At 36.3% G+C, this 18360-nt stretch carries 5 protein-coding genes; all 5 read left to right on the top strand.

The annotated features are described in order from the left end of the window. Position 1: 1 nt before the first annotated feature. The 5 genes from OLM58_RS21635 (at position 2) to OLM58_RS21615 (ending at position 18350) form a co-directional block, all read left to right on the top strand. A complete protein-coding gene (locus OLM58_RS21635) occupies positions 2–6265 on the top strand; it encodes a non-ribosomal peptide synthetase (protein WP_264530612.1) in 6264 nt (2087 codons plus the stop codon). 153 nt (positions 6266–6418) lie between these two features. Next, positions 6419–9595, top strand: coding sequence for a non-ribosomal peptide synthetase (locus OLM58_RS21630; RefSeq protein WP_264530611.1), 3177 nt, complete (start codon positions 6419–6421; stop codon positions 9593–9595). Positions 9596–9621: 26 nt separating this feature from the next. Beyond that, on the top strand, positions 9622–12333 hold the full coding sequence (locus tag OLM58_RS21625) for a beta-ketoacyl synthase N-terminal-like domain-containing protein (RefSeq protein WP_264530610.1): 2712 nt from the start codon (positions 9622–9624) through the stop codon (positions 12331–12333). 126 nt (positions 12334–12459) lie between these two features. Next, positions 12460–16974: a MupA/Atu3671 family FMN-dependent luciferase-like monooxygenase gene (locus OLM58_RS21620; protein WP_264530609.1), complete on the top strand. Its 4515-nt coding sequence runs from the start codon at positions 12460–12462 to the stop codon at positions 16972–16974. A 56-nt stretch (positions 16975–17030) separates the two neighbouring features. Next, positions 17031–18350 (top strand): PLP-dependent aminotransferase family protein, encoded by a 1320-nt coding sequence (locus OLM58_RS21615; RefSeq protein WP_264530608.1) that lies wholly within the window; start codon positions 17031–17033, stop codon positions 18348–18350. Positions 18351–18360: the final 10 nt, after the last annotated feature.

Below are 18360 nucleotides of genomic sequence, written 5' to 3'. Positions count from 1 at the left end.
TATGAAAATTAAAGATATATACCCGTTAACGCCATTGCAGGAAGGAATTTATTTCCATTGGAAACTTTCTAAATCAATGTATTTTGAACAGTCATCTTATAAAATACAAGCTGAATTGGATATCAACTATCTTAAGGAAAGTTACGATCAGCTGATTGCAAGACATGATGTGCTCAGAACTTGTTTTCGGGATAATGTGGGCGAAGATCTTTTACAGATTGTTCAAAACGAAGTACCTTCAAATTTTACGTATCTGGACATCACCGGAAATACAACTGAAACGATTGCAGCTGTAAAAGAGCAGGATATTGCAAAAGGCTTTGACCTTGCTACAGGTTCACAGATGCGGCTGACCGTTTTAAAAACGAGTGGAAACCAGTATGAACTAATTTGGAGCCATCATCACATTATTATGGACGGTTGGTGTATAAGCATTTTAATTGGTGAGTTTTTTGCACTTTATGAAGGCTTGCTTCAGGGAAAAAAGAACATTTTACCTAAAGCAACCCCGTATTCAGACTATGTAAAATGGCTGATGAAGAATGACAAAGAAAAATCATTGCAATATTGGAACGGTTATCTGGAGGGGTTTCAGGGCTTAAATACGTTACCCTTTCCAAAACAAAATACGGAAACTTTTACACCGGGAGAAATATTCTATACCATTGGCGGAAGTTTAAGAGAAAAACTGGCCGTTTTCTGTCAGGAGAATAGTATTACCGAAAATGTCTTTTTTCAGACGATTTGGGGAATTTTACTGGCGAAGTACAACAATACAAATGATGTGGTTTTTGGCGGAGTAGTATCGGGCAGACCTGCTGAGATTTATGACGTGGCCAATATTATAGGACTTTTTATAAATACAATTCCGGTAAGGATTTCATTTGACCGTCAGACTACGGTAAAACAAATCTTATTGCAGACACAGGAGCAGGCCATAAAAAGTTTACCTTATCATTACCAGGCGATTAGTGATACACAAAGAAGCGTAAACAACAATCAGTCTTTGTTTGATCACATCATTGTTTTTGAAAACTATATGACTGCCGAAGTTGTAGCCAATGAACTGGCCGACAACGAAAAAACAAATATTAAACTGCTGGAAACGGAATTATACGAAGGAGAGAACTATGATTTTTCACTCGCAATTATTCCCGGAGAAGAAATCAGTATCCGTTTTACTTTTAATGCCGAAAAATATAAAGAAGAGGCTATTATAGCGCTTAAGGCTCATTTCGAACAAGTCATAAACACTGTAGTAGAAAACTTTGATATTGCGATTTCGGAAGTAGAACTTCTAAAAGAATCAGAAAAAGAAGCAGTGTTGTCTTTATCCGGTCACGATATGTTGAAAGAGATTTCTCCCGAATATACTTTGGTCGAACTGTTTGAAAATGTTGTGAAGGAAAATCAGGATCATATTGCTTTAGTGTATGGGGAAGCACAGTACAGCTTTGGAGCATTAAATGTACTGGCAGATCAGTTTGCCGCTTTTCTAATATCAGAACATAAAGTACAGTCCGGAGATTTTATTGCATTGCAGCTGGACCGAAGCGACTGGCTTATTGTTGCCTTATTAGGAACTTTAAAAGCCGGTGCTGTATACGTTCCTCTGCATATTAATTTGCCACAGGACAGGGTAGATTATATTTTGGAAGATACCAACAGTTCGATTATTATTAATGAGGATTTTATCGATCGTTTCAGAGAATATCCAAAGGCCAATTTGACGGTATCAAAAGCGATCATTTCCCCATCCGATTTAGCCTATCTTATCTATACTTCGGGGTCAACAGGAAAACCGAAAGGAGTACTTGTAGAGCATAGAAGTATCAGTGCTTTACTAGTCAATACAAAAAACCGTTTTGTTATTTCTCAAAAACCCGTAATGCCTTTGCTGGCATCCAATTCGTTTGATATTTTTCTTTTCGAATTGTTTTATCCCCTATTAGCAGGAGGAAAAGTAGTGATGGTACCCAACGAGGAAATAAAAGACATGGAGGATCTCTCCAAAATTCTCAGACAAACAAATAGTTTTCATGCCGTACCAACGCTAATGAGAGCGGTTATCGATCATATAAAAACAAACAAAAGCCAGCAATCCTACCATCATATAGAATCGATTTTTATTGGAGGAGACAAAATACCTGTCGGAATTCTCGAAGAAATAAGAGAAGTATTTGTCAATGCTGTCATAAACGTGCTGTACGGACCAACTGAAGGATCGATTTTTATCACGTCCGAAAGTTATTTGCCAAGCGTAAAGCAATTTCCAAATGCGGTAATAGGACAAAGTAATGCCTATAACGCAACTTATGTATTGGACGATCATTTAAAACTATGTCCGTTTTACAGCATAGGAGAATTATGTATTTCAGGAAATCAGGTAACAAGAGGTTATTTGAATAAAGAAGAAATTACGGCCGAAAAATTTATCGTAAACCCTTTTAAGGCTGATGAAAAGCTTTATAGAACAGGCGATATGGTTAAAAGACTTGCAAATGGTAAAATAGAATTTGTAGGCAGAAAAGACAATCAGGTTAAAGTTAGAGGATATCGAATAGAGTTGGAAGAAATAGAAAATGCTCTATTGTCGAATGAACAGGTAGATTTTGCTGTTGTGAAAACAATCACAGTTTCAGGTGATGAAAAAGAAATTGTAGCCTACTTAAAGGCCACAAAACCAATGGATACGCAAGAGCTGATTCAATTTCTGAAAGGTATACTGCCTTCCTTTATGATTCCGGATTACTACATCCAATTAGATGAGATTCCGCTAACTGTAAACGGAAAACTAGATGCGAAAAAACTGCCAAATCCGTTAGATGCCAATGCAATAAGAGAAGTAGAATACGTTCAGGCCGTAACGGATACCGAAATAAAACTAACAGAAATATGGCAGCGTATTCTGGATCGCAAAGTAATCGGAATTCAGGACAATTTTTTCCATTTAGGCGGACACAGTCTGAAAATGATTAAACTGTCCAATCAGATTTTTGTGAATTTTGGCATGCATCTCAATATCAAGGAAATTTACATTCATCCTACCATAGAGCAGCAGGCTGTATTTATTGATAGTGCTAAAAACGGTTATACGTTATCGATCCCTAATGCAGAAATAGCAGAGAGTTACCCTTTATCGTCTTCTCAATACAGAATGTACAATATATGTTCTATAGATACTCAGGCTAATAAGGCTTACAATATCAGGATAATAGACGTTAAAAATAAACCTGTAAACGTAGAATCTTTTACTAAGGCATTGAACAGCTTATTAGAACGACATGAAGTTTTAAGAACTGCTTTTATTACAAATGAAAGTGGTGAACCAAGACAAATTATCATTCCGATCCAAAAAATCGAACCGTTAAAAATCCAGTATTTGGATTTGCGCAATAGCGAAACCTTAGAAAAAGATTTGCAAAAAGCACTTATAGAAACTGGCGATGTCTCTTTTAATTTAGAAACACCTCCTTTGATGAAAGCGGCATTGATAAGCGTTAAAGACGACAAATGGATCATCGGCATCATTTTTCACCATATCATTTTTGACGGATGGTCAACAGATGTTTTTGTAAAAGAGCTGTACGCCTTATATGAAAAGTACAACGAAAAAAGAGACATTATTTTACCGCCATTAGCCATACAGTTTAAGGATTATGCTGTGTGGGAGCAAAGCATGATTAAAAGCGATGCCATTGAAGCGGATAAAAATTACTGGTTGAAACAATTTGAAGGCAATTTGCCAATCCTGAGTGAATTGGGAGATCAAAAAAGACCCAATATTAAAACCCATAATGGCGGAGTGATTTCAAAAGTTTTAAAAGGCAATATTTTAAAAGATTTAAATACGTTGTGTGAAAACGAAGAAGTTTCGCTCTTCATGGTCTTTTTAGCCGTAACCAATATTCTTATCTATAAAAATACCGGCGATCAGGATATCATTACAGGAAGCCCGATTGTAAACCGTGATTATCCCGAATTGTTTGATCAGATTGGATTTTATGCCAATACAATTCCATTGCGAACTCATTTAGATGAAAACGCTTCGTTTACAGAAACTTTAAAACAAATAAAAGAAAATGTAATCAACGCCAAAGAATACCAAAAATTTCCACTCGATGAGTTAATTAAGCTCCTGAATATTAAGTATGATGCCAGCAGAAACCCTTTGTTTGACATCGTAGTTACGGCCAGAGAAGAAAATAATGAGCCTTCAGATGCAGCAACTTATGATACTATTATTGATGTGGTTGGAAACGGGGTAAGTGCCAAATTTGATTTAACGTTTGATTTTTTAATAACGGAATCTAAACTTACGCTAAGCTTACAATACAACACCGATATATTCTCTTCAGAAAAAATCACTTCATTGCTTAATCATTTAGAGCAAATACTAGTACAGGTTACCCTAAACGGAGGCCAAAAGATAAGCGCTATCGATTGTCTGACACAGGCCGAAAAGCAACATTTACTGGAAGAAATAAACGGTCATCAAACCGATTACCCGAAGGAAGCATCGATTATAGAATTGTTTGAAAAGCAGGCTGCCCTGACACCCGAAAAAACAGCTCTCGTATACAAAAAACAGAGATACACTTATCAGGAACTTAATAATGTTGCCAATCAGTTGGCCAATTATTTAGAAGAGAATTACAAAATAAAAAGAGATCTGGCAGCCATTTATCTGCCAAAGAACGAGTGGCAGATCATAAGTATTTTGGCCCTGTTAAAATTGGGTTGTGCTTATGTACCTATTTCGACTGATTATCCTCAGGAACGAATCAGTTACATCATTAAAGATGCTAATGCCGAATGTTTGATTGCAGCAGATCTGATAGAAGATTTTGTAAAATCACAAACGGATTATTCTTCTAAGTTTGAAAGTACCTACGCGAAAGCAAATGATCTGGCTTATGTCATGTACACCTCAGGTTCTACCGGAGAACCAAAAGGAGTTTTAATAGAACAGCAAAGCGTTGTTCGACTGGTTAAAAATACCAATTTTATAAACCTAACCGGAGAAGAAGTATTACTGGCTACAGGAGCTTTTTCGTTTGATGCCAGTACTTTCGAGTATTGGGGAATGCTTTTAAATGGAGGCACTCTGGTTATTTGCGACGAAAACACCCTATTATCAGTAAGAGGGATGAACGAAGTCGTTGCAAATGAAAAAGTTACTATAATGTGGTTTACCGCCGGCTGGTTACATCAGTTGGTAGACGAAAACCTCATCTTATTCAAAAACTTAAAAACAATAGTATGCGGAGGAGATGTTTTGTCTCCCCACCATATTACGAAACTCAAAAGTACTTATCCTGAATTAGTAGTCGTCAATGGTTATGGGCCTACGGAAAACACAACATTTTCGATAACCCATACCATTGACTTACCGATCAAAACCTCCGTTCCCATAGGTGTTCCGATAAGTAATAGTACGGTTTACATTATGGATAAAAACCATCAGCTGGTACCTAAAGGAGCCATTGGTGAAATATGCGTAGGAGGTGATGGTCTCGCGAGAGGTTATCTGAACAATGCCGAACTAACCCATTCAAAATTCATAAAAAACCCTTACAAAACAGCGGAAAGACTCTACAAAACGGGTGATTTAGGAAGATGGACTAATAACAATACAATAGAATTTATTGGAAGAAAAGACAATCAGGTAAAATTAAGAGGGTACCGAATAGAACTCGGAGAAATCGAAAATATCTTATGCACGCACCAATCCATATTTTCTTCATTGGTTGTTATAACAGACGGCACGGCAGCTGAAAAAAAATTAATTGCCTATGTCATTACAGATGATGATTTAGAAAGTAACTCTTTAAAAAACTGGCTTAGAACCCAGTTGCCAAAATACATGATTCCGAATCATTTTGTCTTTTTACAGGAATTTCCGTTAAACATCAATGGAAAGATAGACAGAGCTAAACTTCCGGAAATTACCAGCTTGGAAACAGAACGTGAAGAGTATGTTGCTCCTGATACCACTACCGAAAAAACACTGGTTAAAATATGGGAAGATGTTTTAGAAATAGAAAAAATAGGACTAAGAGATAACTTCTTTGATTTAGGCGGACACAGTTTAAAAGCTGTAAAAATGTTTAACCTTATCAATAATGAATTTGAGGTGAAACTTGCAATATCCGATTTGTTCAACAATCCAACTGTAGAGAGTTTAGCGAATGAAATTGACAATGTGATTTGGGTCAATAACGAAGAACTTGAAGATGTTGAAAATGAGAATATCACAATTTGATGAAACATAAAATCTTAAAATAAATAAGCTGCAGCGCATAGCGATTGGCCGGATTGTCACAGATTTTTTCTTCGTTTTAAAATTCGTGCCCTTTGTGCAGTCCTGTCATTGCTGCAAATTTCAATACGATACATAAAGCCCCTTATCTAATCTATGAAAATTAAAGAAATATATGCACTGAACCCATTACAGGAAGGAATTTTTTTCCGCTGGCATGTTTCAGAAAATGAGTATTTTGAACAATCCTGCTATCACATTTATGGGAAAGTTGAGGTTGAATTATTACAACAAACATTTGATTTTTTAGTGTCAAGGCACGATGCACTAAGAACTTGTTTTAACAACACTACCGTAAACGATATTTTACAAGTGGTATTGGATAGTGTTCCTTCCGGTTTTTATTATCTGGATGAGAGTACCAATGAAAATTTTTCTCTGGAAAATTTCAAAAAATCAGATCAAAAAAAAGGATTTAATCTTCACAAAGGCTCACAAATAAGACTCACAGTTATCAAGCTGAAGGAAAATGTATTTGAGTTTATCTGGAGTTACCATCACATTATTTTAGATGGCTGGAGTATAGAGCTCCTAATAAAGGATTTTTTTTACGTCTACAAATGTTTATTGGCAGGTCAGGGGATCAAGTTACCGCCACCGCCAAGTTATTCAGCATACAGCAAGTGGCTAATGCAATTGGATAAAAAAGGTATAGCGGCTTATTGGGAAGAATATCTTTCCGGATTTGAAACCAATACCGGAATTCCATTCTTTAACCCCGGAAATCAAAACAGCCAGGAAGAGGAAGGTAAAATATTTTATACCCTGGCTGGAAAAAATAAAGATTCGGTTACAGCACTCTGCCGAAAACTAGGGATTACGGAGAATATTTTTATTCAGACCATTTGGGGAATACTCCTTGCCAAATATAATGATACGGATGATGTTGTTTTTGGGAGTGTAGTTTCGGGCCGACCTTCAGAAGTAGAGCGAATAGAAGAAATGTTGGGGCTTTTTATTAATACGATTCCGGTAAGGATAAAATTTAAGTCAGAAGAAACAATAAAGAATATCTTGATTGATACTCAAAAAGACGCTATAAAAAGTATTCCGAATCATTATATCCAACTGGCAGAAATACAATCCAAGAGTAATTTAGGACAACAGTTGTTCGATACTTTGGTTGTTTATGAAAATTACCCGTCGCAGGAATACGAAGAAGACGAGCTGGTTAATTCGGCTCAGGACACTTTACAAGTAGCAGCTGTAGAAGCATTCGAAAAAACGAATTATAATTTTTCGCTGGCTATAGTTCCGGGGATCGATACCGTATTAAGGTTTACCTATAATGCACAAAAATACAGTCGTGAGTTTATAGAAAACTTAAAAAAATGTTTTGAGCATATTTACCTTCAGGTTCTCGAAAATCCGGACAGTTTGTTTTCTGAAATTGATTTAGTAGCAGGAGAAGAAAGAAACAGATTATTCTTTGATTTCAACAGAGAGACTTTTGAGATTACAGCCAATAATAACATCATCTGTTATTTTTCCAAACAGGTCTTAAAACATCCAAATAAAACGGCTGTAAAGTATAATGGAGAATCCCTTAGTTATCAGGAATTAGATGAAAAAAGCAATAAACTTGGGCATTACCTCATTCAGAATTGTGGCATAAAAGAGAATGATTTTGTTGCAGTAGCATTAGAGAGATCAGAAATGTTAATCGTAACCATTTTGGCCATTTTTAAATTGGGTGCTGTTTATGTTCCAATTGACATTCATTTTCCGGAAGAAAGAAAAAAAATCATAGTAGAAAGCAGTCAGTGTGTGCTGGTAGTTCATGAAGATACGATCAAAGAATTTGAAAACTCTTCTCAGCATAATGATGCGATAAACATAGAAATAAAACCTTCTCAAATAGCGTACACCATCTATACCTCAGGGTCTACAGGAAAGCCGAAAGGAGTTATGGTTACGCATCAGAATTTTAGTGTTCTTTTGGCCAATTGCAGAAAAAAATTCGGCACAGATAGCAAGGCACATTTTCCGGTTTTAGCCTCAAACTCCTTTGATATTTTTTTCTTCGAAGTTTTTTATCCTTTAGCCATAGGCGGTACCATCACGGTATTAAGTTCTGAGACGATACAAGATCTTGCACTTTTGAACAAAGAAATTGAAAAGATCAATGCCTTTCATGCCGTACCGGTTTTAATGAGGCAATTGCTGGATTATATTATTGATTTTGACATTGCAGATCGTTTTTCACATGTTGCAAAAGTATTTATGGGAGGAGAAGCTTCTTCCAACGAAACTTTGGAAGATTTATTTAAGATATTTCCTAATGCTTCTATTCATGTACTTTACGGACCTACTGAGGGAACCATTTTTATAACCGGACAAACTTATTTGAAGAAACAGAAAAGTTACAATCCGCAACTGATAGGAATACCTAATAAAGGCTCGAAAATATACCTCCTGGATACAGCAAATAATCTGGTGCCAATAGGAGTTCCCGGAGAAATTTGTATTGCGGGAGAACAAGTGGCGAACGGATATTTAAATAATGAAGGCGGAGGAAGAGAAGTTTTTATGACTGATTTCTTTTCAAGAAAGAAACTTTATAAAACGGGTGATTTAGCGCGCTGGAATTTTGATGGAGTTATTGAATTCATAGGCCGAAAAGACAGTCAGATTAAATTAAACGGATATCGTATAGAGCTTGGTGAAATCGAAATGGCGCTTCAGGAACATGAAACAATTAAAAAGGCCATAGTTTTAGCGGACAATCAAAATGAAGATCAAAAAAGAATACTTGCTTTTTATACAGGAGCTGAAAAACTGGAGGAAAGGGAATTAAGAAAATACCTGCAGCAAAAATTGCCTTTGTACATGATTCCTTCAAAAATAATTTGGGTAGACGAATTTCCGATCCTGATCAATGGAAAAACAAATGCCAAAGCGCTATTGCGTTTAGGTCAGCAAACCACCAAAAGCGAACAGTATACTTTGCCTAAAACCGAGTTGGAAGCAAAAATACTGAACATCTGGAAAACAATCCTGGGCAATGAAAATATAGGCATACAGGATAATTTTTTTGAAATTGGAGGTAATTCCATTTCTCTTATGAAAATGGTTCGGGTAATCAATAAAGAATTGGATATAGACTTAAAAGTACTCAACGCATTTAAGTTTAGCAATATAGAAGCACTTACCAATCATATCACACAAGATGTAGAACCCAATCTTGAAAAAGTAGACGAGAAGAATTCAAAGTCTGTGAGCATAGTAAATCAGACCATGTCAATATTAAAAAAGAAGGAGCAAATAAATTAAGAAGTATCTCAATAAAGTAAATTCAAATGGCAACAAACGATAACACAGGTTTAGAAATTGCGATAATAGGAATGTCATGTCACGTGCCGGGAGCAGATGACTGGAGAACGTTTTGGAATAATATTTCGAAAGGAGAAGAGTCCGTTGATACCTTATCAGAAGAAGAACTTCTCAAAAGAGGCTTTATTAAAAAGGAAACCGGGAATAATTTGCACATTCCGGTTATAGCAGAAGTAGGAAACAAAGGAAATTTTGATGCTGCATTTTTTGGTTTTACACCTTATGAAGCATCCCTGATGAATCCGGTGCATCGTATGTTTTTGCAATCGGCTTGGGAAGCTTTGGAAGATGCCGGATGTCTGTCTGAATCGGCAATTAGTATTTATGTGGGTAGCGGTGATCATACACCCTGGAAGGCTCATGTTACTTTGAATAGTGATAGCAGTAAATTAGATGGTCTTACGCTTGATTTTATAACAAACAAAGATCATTTGCCCACTTTAACATCCTATAAATTAAATTTAAAAGGCCCTTCATTTTCAATCAACACCGCTTGTTCTACTTCACTTTCAGCGGTTCATTTGGCTTGTCGCGGACTCTTATTCGGAGAAGCAAAAGTAGCTTTGGCCGGAGGAATTTCTTTAATGTTGGAGCCCCGAGCAGGTTACGAATACAAAGAAGGAGCTATTTATTCGAAAGACGGACACTGCAGAGCATTTGATAAAGAAGCCAGCGGAACCATAGGTAGTGAAGGCGTTGGGATTGTGGTGCTTAAACGACTGGAAGAGGCCATAGAAGATAAAGACAATATTTATGCCGTAATTAAAGGAAGTGCCGCCAATAACGACGGAAACAGAAAAGTAGGATATACAGCTCCAAGTGTTGAAGGAGAAATGGAATGCATAAGATTAGCCCATAAAATGGCCGGAATATCTTCTGATAGTGTGAGTTATGTAGAAGCACACGGAACGGGTACAACATTGGGTGATCCGATTGAGGTGGAAGCACTTAATATGGCTTTTGAAAATAATAAAGAACATAACTGTGTACTGGGTTCGGTAAAAAACAATATTGGACACACCGATACTGCAGCAGGGGTTGTAGGTTTAATAAAAACAGCACTTAGTTTAAAATACCGCCAGATACCGGGAACCATAAATTACAGCAATCCAAACCCGAAAATCAATTTTAATGAAGGGCCTTTTCATGTCCAAAAAGAGCTCCAAAAATGGGAATCGGTAGACAATGCACCACTTAGAGCCGGAGTAAGTTCTTTTGGAATAGGAGGAACAAACGTGCATGTCGTTTTAGAAGAAGCCCCGCAAAAAGATAAAAATGCAGTAAAACAAACATCCAATCTTTTCCTTTTTTCGGCCAAATCGAAAAGTTCACTTCAAAACTATCTTTTAAAATTTAAGGAATTTCTAAAAAATGAAGGAGACATTGCTCTGGAGGAAGTAGCCTATACCCTGCAAACCGGAAAGAAACATTTTGATTACAGAGCCGCGATAAGCTGTAAAAGCAAAAAGGAGTTATTGCTACAAGCTGATATTTTAGGAAATGAAGAAAATATAGGGAAGGTTGACGAAAAGAAAAAGACGATACTCCTATTTTTTCCTCATATAAATGATAATGATATCCGGTTTTACAGCAACCTCTACAAAGAAAATGAAGGTTTTAGAGCTGAAATAGATCAAAGTATTGCGACACTGGAGTTAGGCAGTCATGATCTTAAAAAATGGATGAATGAAACAACAGTTAGTAACAAATCGGCAGATAAAGTACTCGCGAAAGTGTTTGTACTGTTATCAGGTTATACGTTAGCCAATTTACTGAAAGCATACGGAATACGTATCAATTTTACTTCAGGTGTTGGAATAGGAGAATATACTGCAGCCTGTGTTTCCGGAATATTACAACTGAAAGAAGTAATTGGGATGATACTGTATGATGAAAAGGAGTTAAGCATAGAACCGGCTCAGATTCCTTTTGTGCAAGCGGCCAAAGACATCATTATAAAAGAAGGAATTTTAACTCCTGCAAAATATTGGGTGAATGGCAGAAGTCTGGAAGTTAACGCGTTGCAATCCTTCACTGATATTGTGCAAAACAATTCATCTGTTCTTTTGGAAATGGGAGACAGCACAAAACTGACACAGTTTTTAAATACCATTTCGGCTGAAAATTTTGAAGAAAAGAACCATTTCTCTATTTCGTTATCCCAAACTGACAAAGCCGTTAATGCAAATGACATCTTAAAAGATACATTAAAAAAATTATGGCTGTCGGGCGAAAATATAGATTGGAAAGAAACTTACGGGAACAATCACCCTGCAAAAGCATCACTGCCGGTTTATGAATTCGAGAAAAATGAATATCCGCATGTGGTCAGTCTCACACCCGATAACTTTAATTTTTTTACTCAAAAAGAGGAAAAAATCAAGGTTGAAGTGAAAGCGAATATTCCACAGAAGAAAAAGGAAACTACTTCAGAAATTGTTCATGCAGTGTTTGTTGAATTTCTTGGAGAAGAAAAAGTAGATGTGGATAAAGACCTTTTTGAAATCGGTTGTGACTCTCTGAAAGGGATGTTAATTCTGAACAAAATTAAAAATGAATTGCAGGTCGAATTATCTCTGATGGATTTTATGGAACATAGCTCCGTGAGAGAAATAATCGAAACTGTCGAAGGCATTACCAACAAACAAAATCAGGAAGTAAAAACGATTACCATTTAGCCCAAATGGCAATGCCAGAATAGCATAAAAAATAGCATTGAACCCTTTAGTCCCATAAATCTAAACCAAAAGAATTGTAAAATATTCTTAGGGCACCTTATTCTATCTACTTAAATCGAATTGATTATGAATACACTACAGTTTTTGAATTATTTAACGGAAGAAAATATTAGCGTCCAACTATCTGAGGATAATCTTAAAATTTCTTATACAAGGGAAGAAATTTCAGAGGCCGTTATGGAGGAAATAAAAGTACGCAAATCTGAACTTGTAGACTTTTTAAAACAGCAGCAGCAGCAGGAAACCAGAACTGAAGCAAGCATACCTTTGGCATCAGCGGATCTTTTGTATTATCCGTTAACACCTTCCCAGACCAGGTCGTGGATTGTAAGCCATAACTGGGGAGACAATTATGCCTACAACATGTCTAAAAGCTTTCAGTTTGAAGGAGAATTAGACATTCCGGCACTTGAAAAAGCCTGTCAGAAATTGATTTCCAGACACGAAAGTCTTAGAACGGTTTTTGCCGAAAATGAAAGCGGCGAAATATGCCAGTGGATCAAAAGTACCGAAGCAATAAATTTTAAGATCAGTCAGATTGATTTCAGAGGTGAAGATACCTCCGAAGAAAGATTAGGAGAGCTCATTAAAGAGGAAAGAAAAATACCCTTTGATCTGCAAACCGGCCCTTTGCTTAAAATTTTTGTAATTCGTTTAGAAGAAGACAGATGGTTGTTTTATATCATTATACACCATATCATTTGCGACAGCAGATCTTTGAACATTTTAATGAGGGATTTATTCTTTTTTTATAAAGCCGAAGTACTGCAAACAGATGATTTATTACCGGAGCTCAGATTGCAATACAAAGATGTGGCCGTATGGAAAAGCAAACGTTTTGAGGATATAGATTTAAGTAAAGAAAAAGAATATTGGATCAATCAATTGGGCGGAGAATTGCCTTTGCTGCAATTACCTGAAGACCATGCCCGGCCAACCGTAAGAAATTCTGAAGTTGGTATGCAGAGACGTATTATTAATTCCGATTTAGTAAAACCGTTTAAGGCTTATTGCCGAAATGAAGGCGGAACCTTGTTTACCGGATTGATGACGTTGTTTAATTTACTGTTTTATAAGTTTAGCGAACAGAAAGATATTATTTTAGGATTTCCGGTATACGGCAGAGATTTTTCTGAATTGGATGATCAGATTGGTTTTTATGCAGATACAATTGCTTTGCGAACCCGTTTTGAAGGACACAATACCTTTAAGGAATTGTTTCATATTGTCAATACGAATGCCTTCAGCGCTTATGAAAACAGAGAATATCCTTTTGAAGAAATCGTAAATCAGCTTCAGGTAGAAAGAGATCCGAGCAGAAATACCATATTTGATGTATTCGTCGTATTACAAAACTTTAGCACCGATTCTTTAGAAGATGATTTTCTTCCCGGAGGACTAAAAGTGGTTGAATTTGCAGAGATTAAGGAAGGGTATTCTGCTTATGATCTTACCTTTAATTTTTCGGAGTCAAAAGAGGGAGATCTTTTTTATGAAATCGAGTTTAACTTAGGAATCTATCGTGAGGAAACGATAAAGCGTATGACCGATCATTTAGAATATTTAATGACGGAAACCATCGCAAACGATAGTGTTGCTGTAAATGTTCTGGAAAGTATTGACCCTGTTGAACGAGAAAGAATCACAGCATGGAGCAGGAATGAATCAAGTGTGGTTCTAACGGAGAAAAAAGTTACTGATAGCCGTGCAACGTTAGATTTTGGTCTTTATTATTTTGGAAATACAGGAACAGAAGACAATCAGTATGAAATCGTAATGGTAGGAGCGGCTTATGCAGATCTTAATGGTTTTAGTGCAATCTGGACACCCGAACGACATTTTAATGAGTTTGGCGGACCTTTTCCAAATCCAAGTGTTTTAGGGGCAGCAATTGCAGCAAGAACCAAAAATATAGGAATCAGGTCAGGAAGCGTAGTTGCAGGACTTCATCATCCCATCAGAATAGCCGAAGAATGGTCAGTAATCGATAATATTTCAGGTGGAAGAGTGGGGATCTGTTTTGCCTCAGGATGGAATAGTAATGACTTCGTTTTTTACCCTGAAAATTTTAAAGACAGAAAGAATGTTTTATTCCATACGATAGAAGAAGTTCATTCTCTTTGGGCAGGAAATTCGGTAAATTTTAAAGGAGTTGATGCTATAGAAAAATCTTTTAAAATATTGCCAAAGCCTGTTCAGAAAGAACTTCCGGTTTGGATTGCCTGCGCAGGAAATGTAGAAACCTATCAAAAAGCAGGTGAAATAGGAGCAGGAATTTTGACTGGATTATTAAACATCACTTTTGCAGAGCTGGAGGAAAAAATTGCGGTGTACAGAAAGGCGTACAAAGAGAATAACCACAAAAAAGGCGGTGACAGAGTAGTACTCATGCTGCACACTTATCTAGATGAAACGGTAGAGAAAGCTCAGGAAAAGGCAAGACCATCCATGAAAAAATACCTGCTAAAGTCGATCGAAATGAGTGGAAAAGAGGTTTTGGAAAATGAGAACGATCCGTTACTTCAAAACATAACAGAAAAATCGATTGAAGAATTACTGGACTTTTCGGTTAGCAAATATTTTAAAGAAAGTTGTCTTATCGGGAATTTAGAAAGCAGTCTGCCGATACTGGATAAAGCCGCAAAATCAGGAGTAAATGAAATTGCCTGCTTAATTGATTTTGGTATTGATAAAACAAGCGTTCTGGAAGGATTACCTCAAATTACAAAATTAAAAGATTCTTTTAACGCTGTACAAAAAGAGGTTGGCGGAATTAAAAAGCATAACATCAGAAAGAATACTCAGAATTCTGTAATAAAGCTTTTTAAAGAACAATACCTGCTGCATCCGGGTAAAACTGCTGTTTCTGACGCTGTTTCATCTCTAACCTATGAAGCGCTTTACCAAAAATCAGAAGATCTTGCCCGTTACTTACAATCTAAGGGAGCCAAAAAAGGAATGATTATTCCATTGTGCATCAACCGTTCTGTTGATCAATTAGTAGGTATTTTGGGTATTTTGTTAACCGGAGCTGCTTTTTTACCAATTGATTCCAGTTTTCCAAACCGAAGAATTACTCAGATTATAGACGAAGTAAATCCAGAATTGCTGGTAGCTCAGAAAGAAAATATGAGTCTTTTTTCTTCCGAAATAGTAAAAATTGATATTCATAAAGTTCCCAATGTCACTGAAGGTATTTTTGAAGCTGTAGAAATAGATCCAAGTGATTTAGCGTATGTTATTTTTACTTCAGGGTCAACAGGAAAGCCAAAAGGAGTAATGATCAGTCATCATTCGCTTGAAAATGTAACGGTTTCCTTAATTCAGAAACTGGCATTAGATCAAACCATAAAATTTGTAGCGGTTACCCCTCTCATATTTGATATTTCACTCTTGGAAATTTTCCTTCCTTTAGCCACTGGCGGACAGGTTGTAATGACCAGCGAAGAGCAAGGAAAGGACATTTACCATTTGAATAAATTTTTAAAGGAAAATACAGTAAGTCACATGCTTACAACGCCTACAAGATGGAAAATGCTTCTGGATGCAGGCTGGAAAAATACAGAAAACCTGGTTGTTATGGCAGCAGGAGAAGATCTGGACCAACAACTGAAAAATAAATTGGTTGAATTAACCGCTACCGGTATCTGGAATCTTTATGGGCCAACAGAAACGGCAATCATCTCCAGTTTACAATTCTTAGAACAAGATGATATTGTAAACATTGGAAAACCAATTGCTAATACAGGATTGTATGTTTTGTCTGAAGAAAAAATGCTAATGCCTCAGGGCGCCGTCGGAGAGCTTTACATTGCAGGAAGCGGACTTGCGTTAGGCTATTTTAATGATAAAGTACTTTCATCCCAAGCGTTTGTTCCTAATACTGTTGATCCGGAAATGGGCGATTTGTTATACAAAACGGGTGATTTAGTAAAATGGCTACCGGATGGGACTTTAAAATATATGGGACGAAAAAATAGTCAGATAAAAATTAGAGGCTATCGTATCGATTTAAAAGAAATCGAAAATGTTCTGGAAAGATATCTGTCCGTAAAAAAAGCAATACTGTTATTGAATGAAGCTGAAAATGGTGAAAAAGAATTGACAGCCTATCTGAATAGTGATGAAAAAATAGATTATGTAACCCTAAGAACGTTCCTGAAAAGCTATTTACCGGACTATATGATTCCTGAAAAATTTATGACCATAAAGAAGATTCCGGTGACGGTAAACGGAAAAGCCGATATTAAAAAATTACGTCTTCTTAAAAATGATAAAATAAGCGGTCAAAACACTTTTGTATTGGCGAGGAATGAGACCGAAAAGCAGTTAACGGAGATTTGGAAAGAGCTGTTAAAATTAGAAGAAATAAGTGTAAACGATAATTTCTTTTTTCTGGGGGGAAGCAGTTTAAAGCTTGCAAAAATGAAAAATGAAATCTACAAAAAATTCGGTATACCGCCAGTGTCTCTGACTTTATTGCATCAGCTTACGATAGCTTCTTTTTCGATTGAGGTAGAAAAATTAGTCAAACAGATGGATGAGGTTGATGAAGTGGAGTACGAAAAATTTAATATTTAAAACATCCTTTTCCTTTTCTAAAATTAAAATCAAATAACCCTTTAAAAGATTCAGAAATGATTGAAAAAATAATTTCGCAACCGTCAGCCGATGTTGTCAATCCCTTGTTGTTCTCTATGGGAGAAGATGTGATGGGATTTTTAAATGAAGTTCAGTTGCAATATCCGAATGCAATTTCGTTTGCATCAGGCAGACCGGACGCTAAATATTTCAAAATCGAACAATTCTCTGAATGTCTGGATTATTTTGTGAAAAATAGTGCTCGTGAAAAAGGACTTGAAGAAAATATAGTTTTAGAAAATCTCGGTCAGTACAACAGGACTAAAGGAATCATAAATGAAGAAGTTTCAAAATACTTGCTCCTTGATGAATCTATAAAAGCAGCTCCTGAAGATATCCTTATCACAGTAGGTGCGCAAGAAGCTATTTCTATTGGGATTACAACACTATGCGATCGGGAAAATGATGTTATTCTGGTTGAAGATCCCGCTTACATTGGAATTACACATTTTGCTAAAATCAACGATTACAAAATCGAAAGTATTCCGGTTATAGCAGATGAATCTTCCATAAAAGCAATCGAAGAGAAAATTCTGGAGCATCAGAAAAAAGGAAAAAAAGTAAAAGTGGTTTATGTTATTCCCGATTTTCAGAACCCGACAGGAAACAGCATGTCTTTGGCAAACCGACGCCAGCTTTTGGCATTAGCCCGTTTGTATGATTTTGTAATATTCGAAGACAATGCTTATGGTGATTTTTATTATGAAAAGGATAAAATGCCCACGTTAAAATCGCTGGATCAAAACCACAATGTAATCTATTTGCGATCTCTTTCAAAAACCATATATCCGTCTTTGCGCTTGTGTCTGATGGTGGTCACACAGAAAGTGAATGTACAGGGTAAAATATTTGCCTTAAGTGATTTAATGGCCAAAACAAAAGGATATGTAACCGTAAATACCCCGTCTATTATGCAAGCCATGTTTGGCGGTTTATTATTGAAGAATGAATTCTCACTCGAATCCTTAAATGCAGAAAAAAGAGCGGGAATGAAAGAAAAAAGAGATCAGCTTCTCGAAAGTCTGAATCACTTTTTTAATAAACAAACACAATCGTGGGCAGAAAGTATTAGCTGGAATTCGCCTGCAGGAGGTTTTTTTCTGATCGTTAAAGTCCCTTTCGAAATTACTAAGGAAGATGTCATAAGATGTGCAGAAGTCAATAAAGTGATTTTTACTCCCATGTCATTTTTCTACATGGACAAAGGAGGCGAAAATGAATTGAGACTGGCGTTTAGTAATGTCACTTCAGAAGAAATAAAAAACGGAATTGAAAGATTGTCTGAGTTTATAAAATCAAAAGTAAGAAACCAATAAAAACTATAAA

The organism is Flavobacterium sp. N502540 (assembly GCF_025947365.1).
GTDB lineage: Bacteria > Bacteroidota > Bacteroidia > Flavobacteriales > Flavobacteriaceae > Flavobacterium.
This window is presented reverse-complemented; position numbering and strand designations above follow the sequence as displayed.

Coding starts and splice junctions, on each gene's coding strand:
- OLM58_RS21635 (WP_264530612.1), top strand. CDS start 2: ATGAAAATTAAAGATATATACCCGTTAACGCCATTGCAGGAAGGAATT.
- OLM58_RS21615 (WP_264530608.1), top strand. CDS start 17,031: ATGATTGAAAAAATAATTTCGCAACCGTCAGCCGATGTTGTCAATCCC.
- OLM58_RS21620 (WP_264530609.1), top strand. CDS start 12,460: ATGAATACACTACAGTTTTTGAATTATTTAACGGAAGAAAATATTAGC.
- OLM58_RS21630 (WP_264530611.1), top strand. CDS start 6,419: ATGAAAATTAAAGAAATATATGCACTGAACCCATTACAGGAAGGAATT.
- OLM58_RS21625 (WP_264530610.1), top strand. CDS start 9,622: ATGGCAACAAACGATAACACAGGTTTAGAAATTGCGATAATAGGAATG.